The sequence below is a fragment of the Streptomyces sp. NPDC053431 genome, assembly GCF_044544925.1.
Classification (GTDB): Bacteria; Actinomycetota; Actinomycetes; order Streptomycetales; family Streptomycetaceae; genus Streptomyces.
Genome location: NZ_JBITXX010000007.1, coordinates 333795 through 347861, shown reverse-complemented (window position 1 = coordinate 347861; position 14067 = coordinate 333795). Strand labels below are relative to the sequence as shown.

Genomic DNA, 14067 nt, shown 5'->3' with positions numbered 1-14067 from the left:
ACGTGGCGGGGCTTGTCGAGGTAGCGCTCGACGAAGCATTCGCCGCGGCCGAAGGCGGCGACGGCCTCGCGGACGGCGGAGTCGTAGAGCTCGGGGACCTCTTCGAGGGTGCGGGCGACCTTCAGGCCGCGGCCGCCGCCGCCGAAGGCGGCCTTGATGGCGATCGGCAGGCCGTGTTCCCGGGCGAAGGCGACGACCTCGTCGGCGCCGGAGACCGGGTCGGGGGTGCCGGCGACCAGGGGCGCGCCGGCGCGCTGGGCGATGTGGCGGGCGGCGACCTTGTCGCCGAGGTCCCGGATGGCCTGCGGCGGCGGGCCGATCCAGGTCAGACCGGCGTCCAGCACGGCCTGCGCGAACTCCGCGTTCTCCGAGAGGAAGCCGTAACCCGGGTGGACCGCGTCCGCACCCGAATCCTTGGCGGCCTGGAGCACCTTGGCCATGTCCAGGTAACTGGTGGCCGGAGTGTCACCGCCCAGGGCGAACGCCTCGTCGGCCGCGCGGACGTGCAGAGCGTCCCGGTCCGGATCGGCGTAGACGGCTACGCTGGCGATCCCGGCGTCCCGGCAGGCCCGGGCGACGCGGACAGCGATTTCGCCACGGTTGGCGATGAGCACCTTGCGCACGATTGGCTCCCTCCTTGAAACAAGCTGAGTTTAGGGACTGCCGACACGGCCTTTCGACCCGTCCCCAGTGGTGAGCTTGCCCACACGGAGCGTGATTCGAGGCTTGCTCGGGTCGTGAAATCCCTTGTCGCACCACGGTACGCAGGGATTCTTTACGGCACAGTAGCTCCGAGGTGTGGCGCAGGTCTCTGTTCGCGCGACCAGTCGCCAAACGGGTTTCTTTGTGGAGTCCCTACGAATGGCTCCATCATTCTTTGCCCGCACGCCGTCGACCTGTGCTCGTTCCCCTTCCCGTTCCTGACCCTTGTCCAGGGTTTTACCGGCCAGTAGCCTTCGGACTGACGTACGTACCGGAGGTAACAGCCGCATTCAGGGGGTGGCCGAGGTGGCCCGCAGACCGATAGCACTCGTGACGGCGGCGGTGCTCTTCCTCGAAGCACCCGGCATCGTGGCGATCAACGCCGTGATGGCCCGGTTCGTGAAGGCCCAGTCGATGTCCCTCGACGGACTCGACCCCGAGGCCATGTACACCGGCACCTGGGCCCTCGGCCTCGCCTCCGGCGCGCTCCTGCTCCTGTGCGGCCTGGTGCCGCTGGTCGCCGCGATACGCGACCGCCGCCCCGGGCGCGCCGGCCGGGCGCTGCTCATCGGCTGCGCCGTCGTCCACGGCGTCCTCGGCGCCGTGACGGTCGGTCTGCTCGGGTGGGGCGCCTTCGCGTTCATGATGGTCGTCCTGGGCCTGATCGTGCTCACCCTCGTGGCGTACGGGGAGACCCGCGCCGACGCCCGGGAGGCGCCGGCCGCCGCGTGAGCGGGCGCTCGGGAGGGCTCAGGTCCAGAGGTCGGTGATCGAGACCCCGAGCTTGCCGAGCAGGGTGCGCAGCAGGGGCAGGGACAGGCCGATCACGTTGCCCGGGTCGCCGTCGATGCCCTCGATGAAGGGGGCCGAGCGCCCGTCCAGGGTGAACGCGCCCGCCACGTGGAGGGGTTCGCCGCTGGCGACGTACGCGGCGATCTCGGCGTCGGTCGGCTCGCCGAAGCGGACCACGGTGGACGCGGTGGCCGACTCGTAGCGCTTGGCCGCCGTGTCGTAGACGCAGTGACCCGTCTGGAGGATGCCGACCCGGCCGCGCATCGCCTGCCAGCGGGCCGTGGCCTCCTCGGCGTCGGCGGGCTTGCCGAGGGCCTGCTTGTCCAGCTCCAGGACCGAGTCGCAGCCGATGACGAGCGCGCCGAAGGCCTCCGGCCGGGCGGCGACGTGGGCGGCCTTGGCCTCGGCGAGGGCGAGGGCCAGCTCGGCGGGGGTCGGGGCGTGCACCCTGTCCTCGTCGACGCCGCTCACGATGACCTCCGGGGCGAGGCCGGCCTGCCGGAGCAGTCCGAGCCGGGCGGGGGAGGCGGAGGCGAGTACGACACGGCGGCGATCAGCAGTCATGGGGGCAGCGTAGCGAGCCCGTGGCTCGTCCTCAGCCCCTCAGCGTGCGCCGACCACGAGCATTAAGACCACCATGGCGACGCCGAGGACGACGCCCGCGCGCCACACCATGAACTGCATGTCGCGCAGTTCCTCGGGCGGCTCGTTGTCGGGGTCGGACCACAGCATGCTCTCGATGCTGGGGGCGGAAGGGGGGTGGGCGCCTGAGTACGGGTACTCAGGCGCTTCGCACCGAGGGACTATTCCGCGTCCGGGCTCCGTGTGAAGGAGCCCGCCCGCGCCGCCGCCAGGGCCGCCGTGACGGCGCGTTCGGCGTCCGCCTCCGTCAGCTCCTCGCGGGTGATCGCGAAGCGGTAGTAGAGCGGCGCCGAGACCGCGCGCAGCAGTTCGAGCGGGTCGGTGCCGGCGGGGACCTCGCCGCGGGCCACCGCCCTGGTCACCACGGGGGCCCATTCCGCCAGGCGGGTGCGGTAGAAGCCGTTCAGGGCGCGGGCGCACTCCTCGTCGCAGGCCGCCGCGGCGATCACGGCGCGGAAGACGGCGCCCATCCGCGGGTCGGTGAGCGTGCGGTGGACGAGGGCGGCGTTGGCCCGCAGGTCGCCCGCGAGGTCGCCGGTGTCGGCGGCCGGCAGGGACTGCTCGGCCATGTCGTGCAGGAGGTCGGCGACCAGGCCGACGGGGGAGCCCCAGCGGCGGTAGACGGTGGTCTTGCCGACGCCCGCGCGCGCGGCGATCTGGTCCATGTTCAGGGTGTGGAAGGCGGCCGTGGCGAGGGCCTCCTCGGTGGCGTCGAGGACCGCCCGGCGCACCTTCGCGGTACGGCCTCCGGGGCGCACGGTGCCGGGCACGGCCGACGGGCTCTCGCTCAAACGGGTCTCCTGTTCCATTAACGCTCCTCGGTCTGCTACCGTCTCGGACATCTTAACGGAACCAGTCTCCCATTAAGGAGTCCCGTCATGGTCGCGCTCGACGTCTCGCCCGCTCCGTCCGCCACGGAGTCCCCCCAGGGAACCACCCGGATGGACGGACGCCTGCGGCTCGTCCTCGTCGTCCTCCTCGTCGCCCAGTTCATGCTCGCCGTGGACTTCTCGATCCTGAACGTCGCCCTGCCCGTCATCGGTCAGGGACTCGGCTTCACCCTCGGCGGCCTCCAGTGGATCGCCACCGCCTTCGCCCTCGCGGCGGCCGGATTCACCCTGCTCTTCGGGCGCGTCGCCGACCTCGTCGGCCGCCGCCGGATCTTCCTCGGCGGCATGGCGGTCCTCGGTGCCGCCTCCCTGGCCGGCGGACTCGCCACCGGGCCCGAGATGCTGATGGCCGCCCGGGTCGCCCAGGGCCTCGCCACCGCCGCGGTCACCCCGGCCGGACTCTCCCTGCTCACCTCCGCCTTCCCCGAGGGCCCGCTGCGCGACCGGGCGCTCGGTCTCAACGGCGCGCTGATGTCCGCCGGGTTCACCACCGGCGCCGTGCTCGGCGGGGTGCTGACCGACCTGCTGTCCTGGCGGTGGGCGTTCTTCGTCAACGTGCCCGTCGCCCTCGCGGTGCTGCTCGTCGCCCCCGCCGTCATCAAGGAGAGCCGCCCGGCCGACCGTCCCCGGCTCGACGTCCCCGGCGCCGTCACCGTCACCGGCGGCCTGCTCGCCCTCGTCTACGGGCTCACCGCCGCCGGCGAGGCCGGCTGGACCGACCCCGCCGTCCTCGTGGCCCTCGCCACGGCCGCCGTCCTGCTGGCCGCCTTCCCCTTCGTCGAGCGCCGCTCGCCCGCCCCGCTCGTACCGGTCCGGGTGCTCCGGCGCCGTACGGTCGTCTGGGGGAACGCCGCCGGGCTCGTCGCCTTCGCCACCGAGACCTCACTGGTCTTCCTGATGACCCTGCACCTCCAGGACGTGCTCGGCTTCTCCCCGCTCGCCGCCGGCCTCTCCTTCGGCGTCCTGGGCGCCGGCACGGTCCTCGGCGGGCTGCTCGCCCCGCGCTTCATCGGGCGCTTCTCCGCCCGCACCGCCCTCGTCGCGGGCGGCGCGCTCCAGGCCCTCGCCACGCTCTCGCTGACCGCCCTGGGCGACGAGCGGAGCACGTACGGGCTGCTCCTCGCCGGCACCTTCGCCGGCGGCGTCGGCAACATGCTCGCCATCGTCGGCTTCATGGTCACCGCCACCTCGGGGCTCCCGGACGCCGAGCAGGGCATGGCCACCGGCATCGCCACCATGACCCAGCAGGTCGGCATCACCCTCGGCACCCCCGTGATGAGCGCCGTCGTCGTCACCGCCGCGACGCTCCCCGCGGGCATCGGCCGGGCGGTACTGGTCAACGCGGCCGTCGTCATCGCCGCCGTCCTCGCCTCGGCGCTCTTCCTGCGCCGCGGCGAAACGCCGGCTCGGCAGGACGCGGTGGCCGACCGGGCGTGACGACCGAGCCCTTTCGGTCGTCCCGAGCGCGACCAGGCGCGCGTACGCGGGCGTCGGCGCCCCCGCTCCACGCCGAAGGCCGGACCCCCCGCACAAGGGATCCGGCCTTCGGCGTGCGAACGTGTCTAGACGGGCCAGTAGGACCGCGCCCAGGAGCGCGGGCCCGGGCGGTGGCGGACGCCGCGGGCGATGCGTGCCGGGTCCGACCAGCCCTCGGGTGCCTGCGGGCCGCCGCCCTCGGCGGCAGCCGCCGCCGTCGCGGCGGCCCGGGCCTGGACCACCGCCAGTGCGGCGGCCAGCTCCTCCGGGGTCGGGTTCCCTCGTACGACCTTGATCATCGTGCTGTCCCTCCCGAGGGCTAGAGCGGGATGTTGCCGTGCTTCTTCGGAGGCAGGGATTCCCGCTTCGTCCGCAGCTGACGCAGACCCTTCACGATCTGCGGGCGCGTGTCGGACGGCAGGATCACCCCGTCGATGTAACCGCGCTCGGCCGCGATGTACGGGTTGAGCAGCGTGTCCTCGTACTCCTGGATCAGCCGGGCGCGCACCGCCTCCAGATCCTCGCCGTTGTGCTCGGCCTCGGCCAGGGTGCGGCGGTGCAGGATGTTGACCGCGCCCTGCGCGCCCATGACCGCGATCTGCGCGGTCGGCCAGGCCAGGTTGAGGTCGGCGCCCAGGTGCTTGGAGCCCATGACGTCGTACGCGCCGCCGAAGGCCTTGCGGGTGATGACCGTGATCAGCGGGACGGTGGCCTCGGCGTACGCGTAGATGAGCTTCGCGCCGCGCCGGATGATGCCCTCGTGCTCCTGGCCGACGCCGGGCAGGAAGCCGGGGACGTCGACGAAGGTCAGCACCGGGATGTTGAACGCGTCGCAGGTGCGCACGAACCGCGCGGCCTTCTCGGAGGCGTCGATGTCGAGGCAACCCGCGAACTGCATCGGCTGGTTGGCGACCACGCCGACCGGGAAGCCCTCGACGCGGCCGAAGCCGGTGAGGATGTTCGGCGCGAACAGGGCCTGGGTCTCCAGGAACTCACCGTCGTCGAGGACGTGTTCGATCACGGTGTGCATGTCGTACGGCTGGTTCGCGGAGTCCGGGATCAGCGTGTCCAGCTCGCGGTCCTCGTCCGTCGCCTCCGTGTCGGCGACCTCCGGGAAGGCCGGCGGCTCGGAGAGGTTGTTCGACGGCAGGTAGGACAGAAGGGACTTGACGTACTCGATCGCGTCCTTCTCGTCGCCCGACATGTGGTGGGCCACACCCGAGGTCGAGTTGTGGGTGCGGGCGCCGCCCAGCTCCTCGAAGCCGACGTCCTCGCCGGTCACCGTCTTGATGACGTCCGGGCCCGTGATGAACATGTGCGAGGTCTGGTCGACCATCACCGTGAAGTCGGTGATCGCGGGCGAGTACACCGCGCCGCCCGCGCACGGGCCGACGACCAGCGAGATCTGCGGGATCACGCCGGACGCGTGGGTGTTGCGGCGGAAGATCTCGCCGTACATGCCGAGGGCGCTCACGCCCTCCTGGATGCGGGCGCCGCCGGAGTCGTTGATGCCGACGACGGGGCAGCCGGTCTTCAGGGCGAAGTCCATCACCTTGATGATCTTCTGGCCGAAGACCTCGCCGAGCGCGCCGCCGAAGACGGTGAAGTCCTGCGAGAAGACCGCGACCGGGCGGCCGTCGACCGTGCCGTAGCCGGTCACGACGCCGTCGCCGTAGGGGCGGTTCTTCTCCAGGCCGAAGTTGGTCGACCGGTGCCGGGCCAGCTCGTCCAGCTCCACGAAAGAACCTTCGTCGAGCAGCAGTGCGATCCGCTCGCGCGCGGTCAGCTTGCCCTTCGCGTGCTGCTTCTCGACCGCCCGTTCGGAACCGGCGTGCGTGGCCTCGCCGATCCGGCGCTGCAGGTCCGCGATCTTGCCCGCGGTCGTGTGAATGTCGATCTCGTTGTGCTCTGCCGGCTCGGACATCGGGATGCGGCTCCCTGCCTGGTCACGGGGGGTTCGTTGACTACGAATGGGCTAGCCCTTGGCTACTGACCCGTAGCGTATCGGCGTCGATACGGTTCGGCAGTGCGGCGTTTGCCACACCTACGCTGGCTTGCATGACGTCCTCCCAAGGCTCAGCGGGACGCTGGTCGGACCTCGACCGCCCGCCCCTCAACGCTGCCGCGCTGCGCCACGCGCTCGTGCTCCCCGACGGACTCTGGACCTCCCTCGACGTCGTCGAGTCCACCGGCTCCACCAACTCCGACCTCGCCGCCCGCGCCGACGAACTCCCCGAAGGCGCCGTCCTCGTCGCCGAGGAACAGACCTCCGGGCGCGGCCGCCTCGACCGCACCTGGAGCGCCCCGGCCCGCTCCGGCATCTTCGTCTCCGTCCTCCTCAAGCCCGCGGCGCCCGTGCACCGCTGGGGCTGGCTGCCGCTGCTCACCGGCGTCGCCGCCGCCGGCGGCCTCGCCAAGGCCGCGGGTGTCGGCCTGTCCCTCAAATGGCCCAACGACCTTCTCGTACGCATCGGCGGCGAGGAACGCAAGACCGGCGGCATCCTCGCCGAGCGGGCCGGCGCGAACGGCATCGTCATCGGTCTCGGCATCAACGTCACCCTGCGCGAGGAGGAGCTCCCGGTCCCCGGGGCCGGCTCCCTCCTGCTCGCCGACGCCGTCTCCACCGACCGCGACACGCTCCTGAGGGCCGTCCTGCGCTCCCTGGAGCAGTGGTACGGCGACTGGGTCCGCGCCGACGGCGATCCGGCCGCCTCCGGGCTCCACGAGGCCTACACGGCCGGCTGCGCGACCCTCGGGCGCCGGGTCCGCGCGGACCTGCCCGGCGAGCGCATGCTGGAAGGCGACGCCGTCGCCGTCGACGGCGACGGACGGCTCGTCGTCGCGACCGAGGGCGGCGGCACCGAGGCCGTCGCGGCCGGCGACATCGTCCACCTGCGGGCGGCCGACTGACCCGGCCCGAAGCGTCCGAACCGGTCGGGTGCCGCGCGCGCGACCGGTTCGGGCGTGAGCCAGCACACACCTGTCGTATCGTGGAGCGCGATTCGTGGAGCGCGACGCGTGAAGGGTCATCCACGCGACAGATCGGCAGGACAGTGGGCAGGGAACGGGCAGGAGGCGGCCGGTGACCGTCGACGACGCGAACAACGGCGCCGGGGCCGAACAGCCAGCCACGAACCCCACCTATCCCACACCCCACCATGTCGTCGACCACACGGCCGAGCCGACCGACGACCCGCTGGCGATCCGCCTCGAACAGCTCATCCTCGGCGCCGACCGCCGCTACACCCCCTTCCAGGCCGCCCGCACCGCCGGCGTCTCCATGGAGCTCGCCTCCCGCTTCTGGCGGGCCATGGGCTTCGCCGACATCGGGCAGGCCAAGGCCCTCACCGAGGCCGACGTGCTCGCCCTGCGTCGCCTCGCCGGTCTCGTCGAGGCCGGACTGCTCAGCGAGCCGATGGCCGTGCAGGTCGCCCGCTCCACCGGACAGACCACCGCCCGGCTGGCCGAATGGCAGATCGACTCCTTCCTGGAGGGCCTCACCGAGCCGCCCGAGCCCGGCATGACCCGCACCGAGGTCACCTACCCCCTGGTCGAGCTGCTGCTGCCCGAGCTGGAGGAGTTCCTGATCTACGTGTGGCGCCGCCAGCTCGCCGCCGCCACCGGCCGGGTCGTGCAGGCCGCGGACGACGAGGAGATGGTCGACCGGCGGCTCGCGGTCGGCTTCGCGGACCTCGTCGGCTTCACCCGGCTCACCCGGCGCCTGGAGGAGGAGGAGCTCGGCGAGCTCGTCGAGGCCTTCGAGACCACGTGCGCCGACCTGGTCGCCGCGCACGGCGGCCGGCTCATCAAGACCCTCGGCGACGAGGTCCTGTACGCGGCCGACGACGCCGGCACCGCCGCCGAGATCGGCCTCCGGCTCATCGAGACCCTCGGCCACGACGAGACCATGCCGGCGCTGCGCGTCGGCCTGTCCTTCGGCACCGTCACGACCCGGATGGGCGACGTCTTCGGCACCACCGTCAACCTGGCCAGCCGGCTCACCTCGATAGCGCCCAAGGACGCCGTCCTGGTCGACAGCGCCCTCGCCGAGGAGCTCACCAGGACCGGCGAGGCGCCCGTCTCCGAGACGAAGGCGGCGGAGGAGGCCGCGCACGCCGAGAAGGAGGGCGAGCGGCCTCCGGCGTACCGCTTCGCGCTCCAGCCGATGTGGCAGCGCCCGGTCCGGGGACTCGGCGTCGTGGAGCCCTGGCTGCTGAGCCGCCGCCCGACCTAGGATCTCCGGTGAACAGCCGTTAACACCCGTTAACAGGCGTCGACCGGGAGGGCTCTCAGCATGTCCGAGCAGCGTTTTGGTGAGTTCGTGGTGGTCCGCAAGGAGGGGGCCGGGCATGTCGCCGAGCTGGTGCTCGACCGGCCCAAGGCGATGAACGCGGTCTCCTCGGAGATGGCCCGCTCGCTCGGTGCCGCCTGCGACGCGCTGGCCGCCGACCCGTCCGTGCGGGTCACGGTGCTGACCTCCTCCAACGACCGGGCCTTCTGCGTCGGCGCCGACCTCAAGGAGCGCAACTCCTTCACCGACGCCGAGCTGGTCCGCCAGCGGCCGGTCGCCCGCGCCGCGTACACCGGGGTCCTGGAGCTGCCCATGCCGACCGTCGCCGCCGTGCACGGCTTCGCCCTCGGCGGCGGCTTCGAGCTGGCGCTGGCCTGTGACGTCATCGTGGCCGACGGGACCGCCGTGGTGGGGCTCCCGGAGGTCTCCGTGGGCGTCATCCCCGGCGGCGGCGGTACGCAGCTGCTGCCGCGCCGCGTGGGCGCGGCACGCGCCGCCGAGCTGGTCTTCACGGCCCGCCGCGTGGAGGCCGCCGAGGCCCGCGAGCTCGGGCTCGTCGACCTCCTGGAGGAGGACGCCCGGACGGCCGCCCTGGAGCTGGCCGGCCGGATCGCCGCGAACTCGCCGGTCGGCCTGCGCGCGGCCAAGAAGGCCATGCGGCTCGGCCAGGGCCTGGACCTGCGGGCGGGCCTGGAGGTCGAGGACGCGGCCTGGCGCTCGGTGGCCTTCTCGGGCGACCGGGCGGAGGGTGTGGCGGCGTTCAACGAGAAGCGGAAGCCGGAGTGGCCGGGCGAGTAGCCGACCGCGCGTGACGCCGGGGCGGCCGCCCCGGGGATTTCGTATCCAAATCGTCCCAATTCTCACTATGTGTAACTTTCTGTGACGTCCCAGAAGGGAAAACGGATCAAACCTCCCTAAGCTGGAGGAATGGGTGAGGACGTGCGGTTGCGGGCCGTAGTGGCGCTGGCGCAGGCGATGGCGGCGGCGCACACCCCGCGCGAGTTCTGGCGGGCCGCGGCGCTGGGCGCCTGCGAGGCGCTCGGCGGCAGCTTCGCGGCGCTCTCCGTCTGGGAACGGGACCACGGCCGCCTGAAGGTCCTGGTGAACGCCGGGGAGCGGGCGGTGGGGGAGGAGGAGTTCCCGGACTCCGAGACCTACCCGGTCCACCAGTTCCCGGAGATCACCGAGTTCCTGCACGAGCAGTGGGCGGGCGGGGGCGAGCCGGACGCCTGGGTGGAGACGGCGGCGGACCGGGTCCCGACCGGCCGGGTCACCGGCCTGCGGCGGCGCGGGCGCGGCTGCTGCGTGGTCGCGCCGATCGTGCTGCACGGGCGGGCCTGGGGCGAGCTGTACGTCGCCAGGCCGGGCGGGGCGGTGCCCTTCGACCGGGACGAGGCCGACTTCGCCACGGTGCTCGCGGCGGTCGTCGCCGCGGGGATCGCCCAGGCCGAGCGCCTGGAGGAGGTCCGCAAGCTGGCCTTCACCGACCCGCTGACCGGGCTCGCCAACCGCCGGGCCGTCGACACCCGGCTCGACCAGGCGATCGAGCGCTACCGGGTCGACGGCTCCGTGGTGAGCCTCATGGTGTGCGACCTGAACGGCCTCAAGCGGGTCAACGACACGCACGGCCACGCGGTCGGCGACCGGCTGCTGGAACGGTTCGGCTCCGTGCTGTCCCGCTGCGGGGCGATGCTGCCGGGCGCCCTCGCGGCCCGGCTCGGCGGCGACGAGTTCTGCCTCCTCACGGTCGGCCCGACCGCCGACGAGGTGGTGGCGGTCGCGGAGGAGCTGTGCGTCCGCGCCGCGGAGCTGGAGCTCGGCGAGGGCGTCGCGTGCGGGGTGGCGTCCACCGGCGACCCCATCGGCCCGCTGAAGTCGGCCCGCCGGCTCTTCCGCCTCGCCGACGCGGCGCAGTACCAGGCCAAGGCCGCCCGCTCGGCGAAGCCGGTGGTGGCCGGCCGCGACGGCGGCGTCATCCGCCTCGCCGACGCCCCTCCGGGAGCCCGCGACAGGCGCCGCTTCCGGGACGCGCCGCCGGTGTAGGGCGCGGCGGGGCTCCGGCCGCCGGGGTGGCCGGTGGCCCGTCGAAGGACGCCTCCGGGGTGCCCCGTCGCCCCGTCGCCCGCCGCTCCGAGGTGCCGCCCGACCACGTGCGCCGGCCTTCCGCCGACCTCGCCGTCCAGCTCGCGTATGTCGTCCGCCGGCCTCGCCGTCCAGCTCGCGTGCGTCGCCGGCCGGCCGCGCTGTCCAGTTCGCGTCCGCCGCCGGCCGGCCTCGGGTCAATTCGCGTGCGTCGCCGGCCGGCCGCGGCGCCGACGTCGCCGGTCCGCGCTCCGCGTACCCCGGGGCTGGCCCCGCGCCGTCCGTCGCCGGTCCGCGCCCCGCGTCCCCCGGGGCCGGCCCCCCCGCGCCCCCGTCGCCGGTCCGCGCCCCGCGTCCCCCGGGGCTGGCCCCGCGCCGTCCGTCGCCGGTCCGCGCTCCGCGTCCCCCGGGGCTGGCCCCGCGCCGTCCGTCGCCGGTCCGCGCTCCGCGTCCCCCGGGGCCGGCCCCCGCGCCGTCCGTCGCCGGTCCGCGCCCCGCGTACCCCGGGGCCGGCCCCCGCGCCGTCCGTCGCCGGTCCGCGCTCCGCGTACCCCGGGGCCGGCCCCCGCGCCGTCCGTCGCCGGTCCGCGCCCCGCGTCCCCGAGGCCGGCCCCCCCGCGCCCGCGTCGCCGGGCCGCCGCCCAGGACCGGGCCGCGCCGCTCGCGCAGACTGAGAACGAGAGCCTCACGCCGGCCATCTAGTGACAGGTCGCTCTTCAGTCCGTAGGGTGCTGAATATGGATATGCAGACTGTCGTCCTTGGGACGTCCGGCACCACCCCGCAGGACCTCATCGACGTCGCCCGCCACGGCGCGCGCGTCGAGCTGTCATCCGAGGCCGTCCAGGCGCTGGCCGCCGCCCGCGCCACCGTGGACGCGCTCGCCGCCAAGCCGGAGCCGGTCTACGGCGTCTCCACCGGTTTCGGCGCCCTCGCCACCCGGCACATCGGCCACGAGTTGCGCACCCAGCTCCAGCGCAACATCGTCCGCTCGCACGCGGCCGGCATGGGCCCGCGCGTCGAGCGCGAGGTCGTGCGCGCGCTGATGTTCCTGCGCCTCAAGACCGTGTGCTCCGGTCACACCGGTGTCCGCCCCGAGGTCGCGCAGACCATGGCCGACCTGCTCAACGCCGGGATCACCCCGGTCGTCCACGAGTACGGCTCCCTCGGCTGCTCCGGCGACCTCGCCCCGCTCTCCCACTGCGCCCTGGCGCTCATGGGCGAGGGCGACGCCGAAGGCGCCGACGGCGTGGTCAAGCCGGCCGGCGAGCTGCTCGCCGCCGCCGGCATCGAGCCCGTCGAGCTCCGCGAGAAGGAGGGCCTCGCCCTCCTGAACGGCACCGACGGCATGCTCGGCATGCTGATCATGGCCCTCGCCGACCTCGACAACCTCTACAAGTCGGCCGACATCACCGCCGCGCTCTCCCTGGAGGCCCTGCTCGGCACCGAGAAGGTCCTCGAGCCCGAGCTGCACGCCATCCGCCCGCACCCGGGCCAGGCCGCCTCCGCCGCCAACATGCTGGCCGTCCTCAAGGGCTCCGAGCTCACCGGTCACTTCCAGAGCGGCGAGGCCCCGCGCGTCCAGGACGCCTACTCGGTCCGCTGTGCCCCGCAGGTCGCCGGCGCCGGCCGCGACACCATGACGCACGCCCGGCTCGTCGCGGAGCGCGAGCTGGCCGCCGCCGTCGACAACCCGGTGGTGCTGCCCGGCGGAGAGGTCCGCTCCAACGGCAACTTCCACGGCGCCCCCGTCGCGTACGTCCTCGACTTCCTCGCGATCGCCGCCGCTGACCTCGGCTCCATCGCCGAGCGCCGCACCGACCGGCTCCTCGACAAGAACCGCTCGCACGGCCTGCCGCCGTTCCTCGCCGACGACGCGGGCGTCGACTCCGGCCTGATGATCGCCCAGTACACGCAGGCCGCGCTGGTCAGCGAGATGAAGCGGCTCGCCGTCCCGGCCTCCGCCGACTCCATCCCGTCCTCGGCGATGCAGGAGGACCACGTCTCCATGGGCTGGTCCGCCGCCCGCAAGCTGCGCACCGCGATCGACAACCTCAACCGGATCATCGCCGTCGAGCTCTACGCCGCCACCCGCGGCATCGAGCTCCGCCACGGCCTGAGCCCGGCCCCGGCCTCCGCCGCCGCCATCGCGGCGCTGCGCGCGGCCGGCGTCGAGGGTCCCGGGCCGGATCGTTTCCTCGCCCCTGACCTGGCCGCCGCCGACGCCTTCGTGCGCGAGGGCCGGCTGGTCGCCGCCGTCGAGCCGGTCACCGGCCCGCTGGCGTAACCCGCGTCGCCACGGCGGAAGGGCCGCCCCCGATCCCGGGGGCGGCCCTTCCGCATGTTCCGTGTCCACGGCCGCTGTCTCGCGGCTGTTGTGCCCCGGCCGCTGTCCCGTGGCCGTAGTCCCGTGGCCGCTGTCCCGCGGTCGTTGACCCGCGGCTGCGTCCCGCAGCCCTCAGGAGGCCCGGCCCCCGCGGCGCATCGCCAGGGTCACGAAGCCCGCGCCCACGCCCAGGAACAGCGTCCCGCCGAGCAGGTACGGCGTGGTGTCCACGCCGCCGGTCTCCGCGAGCCGCCCGTCGTCCTGGGGATCCGAGACGACCGACTGCGACTGATCCGCTCTGCCGTCTCCGGTGGCGTTCGCGGACGGCACGAACCACAGCGCGCAGAGCAGGGTCCCCGCGGCGGTGGCGGTGAGCAGCGGGCGTCGGGCGACGGACACGTGTTTCTGATCCCCCTTGCGGAAACCGCTAATTGGTAGGTGCGCCGATGCTAGTGAACACAGCGGGTCGCGGGAAAGCCGAGGCCTCCCCGCGTTCTACGCTCCGCCCATGAGCACTTCCGAGACATCACGCTATGTGCGCCTTCGTGTCGATCTGGTCCTGGAGGTCGACGGGCCCGCCGAACTCGCCGAGGCCGCCGTCGGCCGGATCGACGCCGACGAGTTCATGCCGGAGGAGGAGCGGGTGCACGCCCGAGCCGCCGTCGCCGAGGACAGCGCCGAGGCCCTGGCCTACCTCGTCGAGCCGTTCGACCTGGTCACCACCGTCCCCGGCGTCGAGATGGTGCAGGCCTCCTGGAGCAGCGAGGAGATCGAGTACGACCCCGATGCGATGGAGTGGGACCTCGACGACGAAGATGGTGTGCGGGAAGACGACGAGGACGAGCGCACCTGAGCCCACGAGCCCCCG

The 14067-nt window shown here is 73.6% G+C and carries 15 protein-coding genes; 8 read left to right on the top strand and 7 right to left on the bottom strand.

Annotated features, from left to right (window positions below):
- A partial coding sequence (locus ACIGXE_RS19915) for a biotin carboxylase N-terminal domain-containing protein (RefSeq protein WP_399749082.1) occupies window positions 1-623 on the bottom strand: 623 nt, incomplete at its 3' end.
- A gap of 385 nt (window positions 624-1008) precedes the next feature.
- On the opposite strand from ACIGXE_RS19915, the gene ACIGXE_RS19910 reads away from it, so the two are divergent.
- A complete protein-coding gene (locus ACIGXE_RS19910) occupies window positions 1009-1434 on the top strand; it encodes a hypothetical protein (protein ID WP_399749080.1) in 426 nt (141 codons plus the stop codon).
- Window positions 1435-1452: 18 nt separating this feature from the next.
- Here the strand turns inward: ACIGXE_RS19910 and ACIGXE_RS19905 are convergent, their stop codons facing one another.
- The 3 genes from ACIGXE_RS19905 to ACIGXE_RS19895 all read right to left on the bottom strand — a co-directional run bounded on the left by ACIGXE_RS19905 (window position 1453) and on the right by ACIGXE_RS19895 (window position 2945).
- Window positions 1453-2058 carry a Maf family protein gene (locus ACIGXE_RS19905; RefSeq protein WP_399749078.1) on the bottom strand — a complete coding sequence of 202 codons (606 nt, stop codon included), beginning with the start codon at window positions 2056-2058 and terminating at the stop codon, window positions 1453-1455.
- A gap of 39 nt (window positions 2059-2097) precedes the next feature.
- Window positions 2098-2226: a morphogenic membrane protein MmpB gene (mmpB, locus tag ACIGXE_RS19900; RefSeq protein ID WP_399749076.1), complete on the bottom strand. Its 129-nt coding sequence runs from the start codon at window positions 2224-2226 to the stop codon at window positions 2098-2100.
- 71 nt (window positions 2227-2297) lie between these two features.
- Complete coding sequence (locus ACIGXE_RS19895; RefSeq protein ID WP_399749074.1) at window positions 2298-2945, bottom strand: TetR/AcrR family transcriptional regulator C-terminal ligand-binding domain-containing protein; 648 nt, start codon at window positions 2943-2945, stop codon at window positions 2298-2300.
- Between the two features lie 69 nt (window positions 2946-3014).
- Here ACIGXE_RS19895 and ACIGXE_RS19890 point away from each other — a divergent pair, with 69 nt between their 5' ends.
- Window positions 3015-4463, top strand: a complete 1449-nt coding sequence (locus tag ACIGXE_RS19890; protein WP_399749072.1) for an MFS transporter — start codon at window positions 3015-3017, stop codon at window positions 4461-4463.
- Between the two features lie 125 nt (window positions 4464-4588).
- Here ACIGXE_RS19890 and ACIGXE_RS19885 read toward each other — a convergent pair whose 3' ends face one another.
- Together ACIGXE_RS19885 and ACIGXE_RS19880 are read right to left on the bottom strand one after the other, a co-directional pair.
- Window positions 4589-4801, bottom strand: coding sequence for an acyl-CoA carboxylase subunit epsilon (locus ACIGXE_RS19885; RefSeq protein ID WP_399749070.1), 213 nt, complete (start codon window positions 4799-4801; stop codon window positions 4589-4591).
- A 20-nt stretch (window positions 4802-4821) separates the two neighbouring features.
- A complete protein-coding gene (locus tag ACIGXE_RS19880) occupies window positions 4822-6426 on the bottom strand; it encodes an acyl-CoA carboxylase subunit beta (protein WP_399749068.1) in 1605 nt (534 codons plus the stop codon).
- 134 nt (window positions 6427-6560) lie between these two features.
- Here ACIGXE_RS19880 and ACIGXE_RS19875 point away from each other — a divergent pair, with 134 nt between their 5' ends.
- The 5 genes from ACIGXE_RS19875 (at window position 6561) to hutH (ending at window position 13160) form a co-directional block, all read left to right on the top strand.
- On the top strand, window positions 6561-7412 hold the full coding sequence (locus ACIGXE_RS19875) for a biotin--[acetyl-CoA-carboxylase] ligase (protein WP_399749066.1): 852 nt from the start codon (window positions 6561-6563) through the stop codon (window positions 7410-7412).
- A 172-nt stretch (window positions 7413-7584) separates the two neighbouring features.
- Window positions 7585-8736, top strand: coding sequence for an adenylate/guanylate cyclase domain-containing protein (locus ACIGXE_RS19870; protein WP_399749064.1), 1152 nt, complete (start codon window positions 7585-7587; stop codon window positions 8734-8736).
- A gap of 60 nt (window positions 8737-8796) precedes the next feature.
- Window positions 8797-9591 carry an enoyl-CoA hydratase/isomerase family protein gene (locus ACIGXE_RS19865; RefSeq protein WP_399749062.1) on the top strand — a complete coding sequence of 265 codons (795 nt, stop codon included), beginning with the start codon at window positions 8797-8799 and terminating at the stop codon, window positions 9589-9591.
- Between the two features lie 129 nt (window positions 9592-9720).
- Window positions 9721-10836 (top strand): diguanylate cyclase domain-containing protein, encoded by a 1116-nt coding sequence (locus tag ACIGXE_RS19860; protein WP_399749060.1) that lies wholly within the window; start codon window positions 9721-9723, stop codon window positions 10834-10836.
- Window positions 10837-11618: 782 nt separating this feature from the next.
- A complete protein-coding gene (hutH, locus tag ACIGXE_RS19855) occupies window positions 11619-13160 on the top strand; it encodes a histidine ammonia-lyase (protein WP_399749102.1) in 1542 nt (513 codons plus the stop codon).
- 171 nt (window positions 13161-13331) lie between these two features.
- Here the strand turns inward: hutH and ACIGXE_RS19850 are convergent, their stop codons facing one another.
- Window positions 13332-13598, bottom strand: a complete 267-nt coding sequence (locus ACIGXE_RS19850) for a hypothetical protein (RefSeq protein WP_399749058.1) — start codon at window positions 13596-13598, stop codon at window positions 13332-13334.
- A 109-nt stretch (window positions 13599-13707) separates the two neighbouring features.
- Between ACIGXE_RS19850 and ACIGXE_RS19845 the strand changes: the two genes are divergently transcribed.
- A complete protein-coding gene (locus tag ACIGXE_RS19845; protein ID WP_399749056.1) occupies window positions 13708-14052 on the top strand; it encodes a hypothetical protein in 345 nt (114 codons plus the stop codon).
- Window positions 14053-14067 lie beyond the last annotated feature (15 nt).

Excerpts from the sequence above, each read along its gene's own strand:
- ACIGXE_RS19845 (WP_399749056.1), top strand. The coding sequence starts at position 13,708 with ATGAGCACTTCCGAGACATCACGCTATGTGCGCCTTCGTGTCGATCTG.
- mmpB (WP_399749076.1), bottom strand. The coding sequence starts at position 2,226 with ATGCTGTGGTCCGACCCCGACAACGAGCCGCCCGAGGAACTGCGCGAC.
- ACIGXE_RS19875 (WP_399749066.1), top strand. The coding sequence starts at position 6,561 with ATGACGTCCTCCCAAGGCTCAGCGGGACGCTGGTCGGACCTCGACCGC.
- ACIGXE_RS19905 (WP_399749078.1), bottom strand. The coding sequence starts at position 2,058 with ATGACTGCTGATCGCCGCCGTGTCGTACTCGCCTCCGCCTCCCCCGCC.
- ACIGXE_RS19865 (WP_399749062.1), top strand. The coding sequence starts at position 8,797 with ATGTCCGAGCAGCGTTTTGGTGAGTTCGTGGTGGTCCGCAAGGAGGGG.
- ACIGXE_RS19885 (WP_399749070.1), bottom strand. The coding sequence starts at position 4,801 with ATGATCAAGGTCGTACGAGGGAACCCGACCCCGGAGGAGCTGGCCGCC.
- ACIGXE_RS19880 (WP_399749068.1), bottom strand. The coding sequence starts at position 6,426 with ATGTCCGAGCCGGCAGAGCACAACGAGATCGACATTCACACGACCGCG.
- ACIGXE_RS19890 (WP_399749072.1), top strand. The coding sequence starts at position 3,015 with ATGGTCGCGCTCGACGTCTCGCCCGCTCCGTCCGCCACGGAGTCCCCC.
- hutH (WP_399749102.1), top strand. The coding sequence starts at position 11,619 with ATGCAGACTGTCGTCCTTGGGACGTCCGGCACCACCCCGCAGGACCTC.
- ACIGXE_RS19895 (WP_399749074.1), bottom strand. The coding sequence starts at position 2,945 with ATGGAACAGGAGACCCGTTTGAGCGAGAGCCCGTCGGCCGTGCCCGGC.
- ACIGXE_RS19860 (WP_399749060.1), top strand. The coding sequence starts at position 9,721 with ATGGGTGAGGACGTGCGGTTGCGGGCCGTAGTGGCGCTGGCGCAGGCG.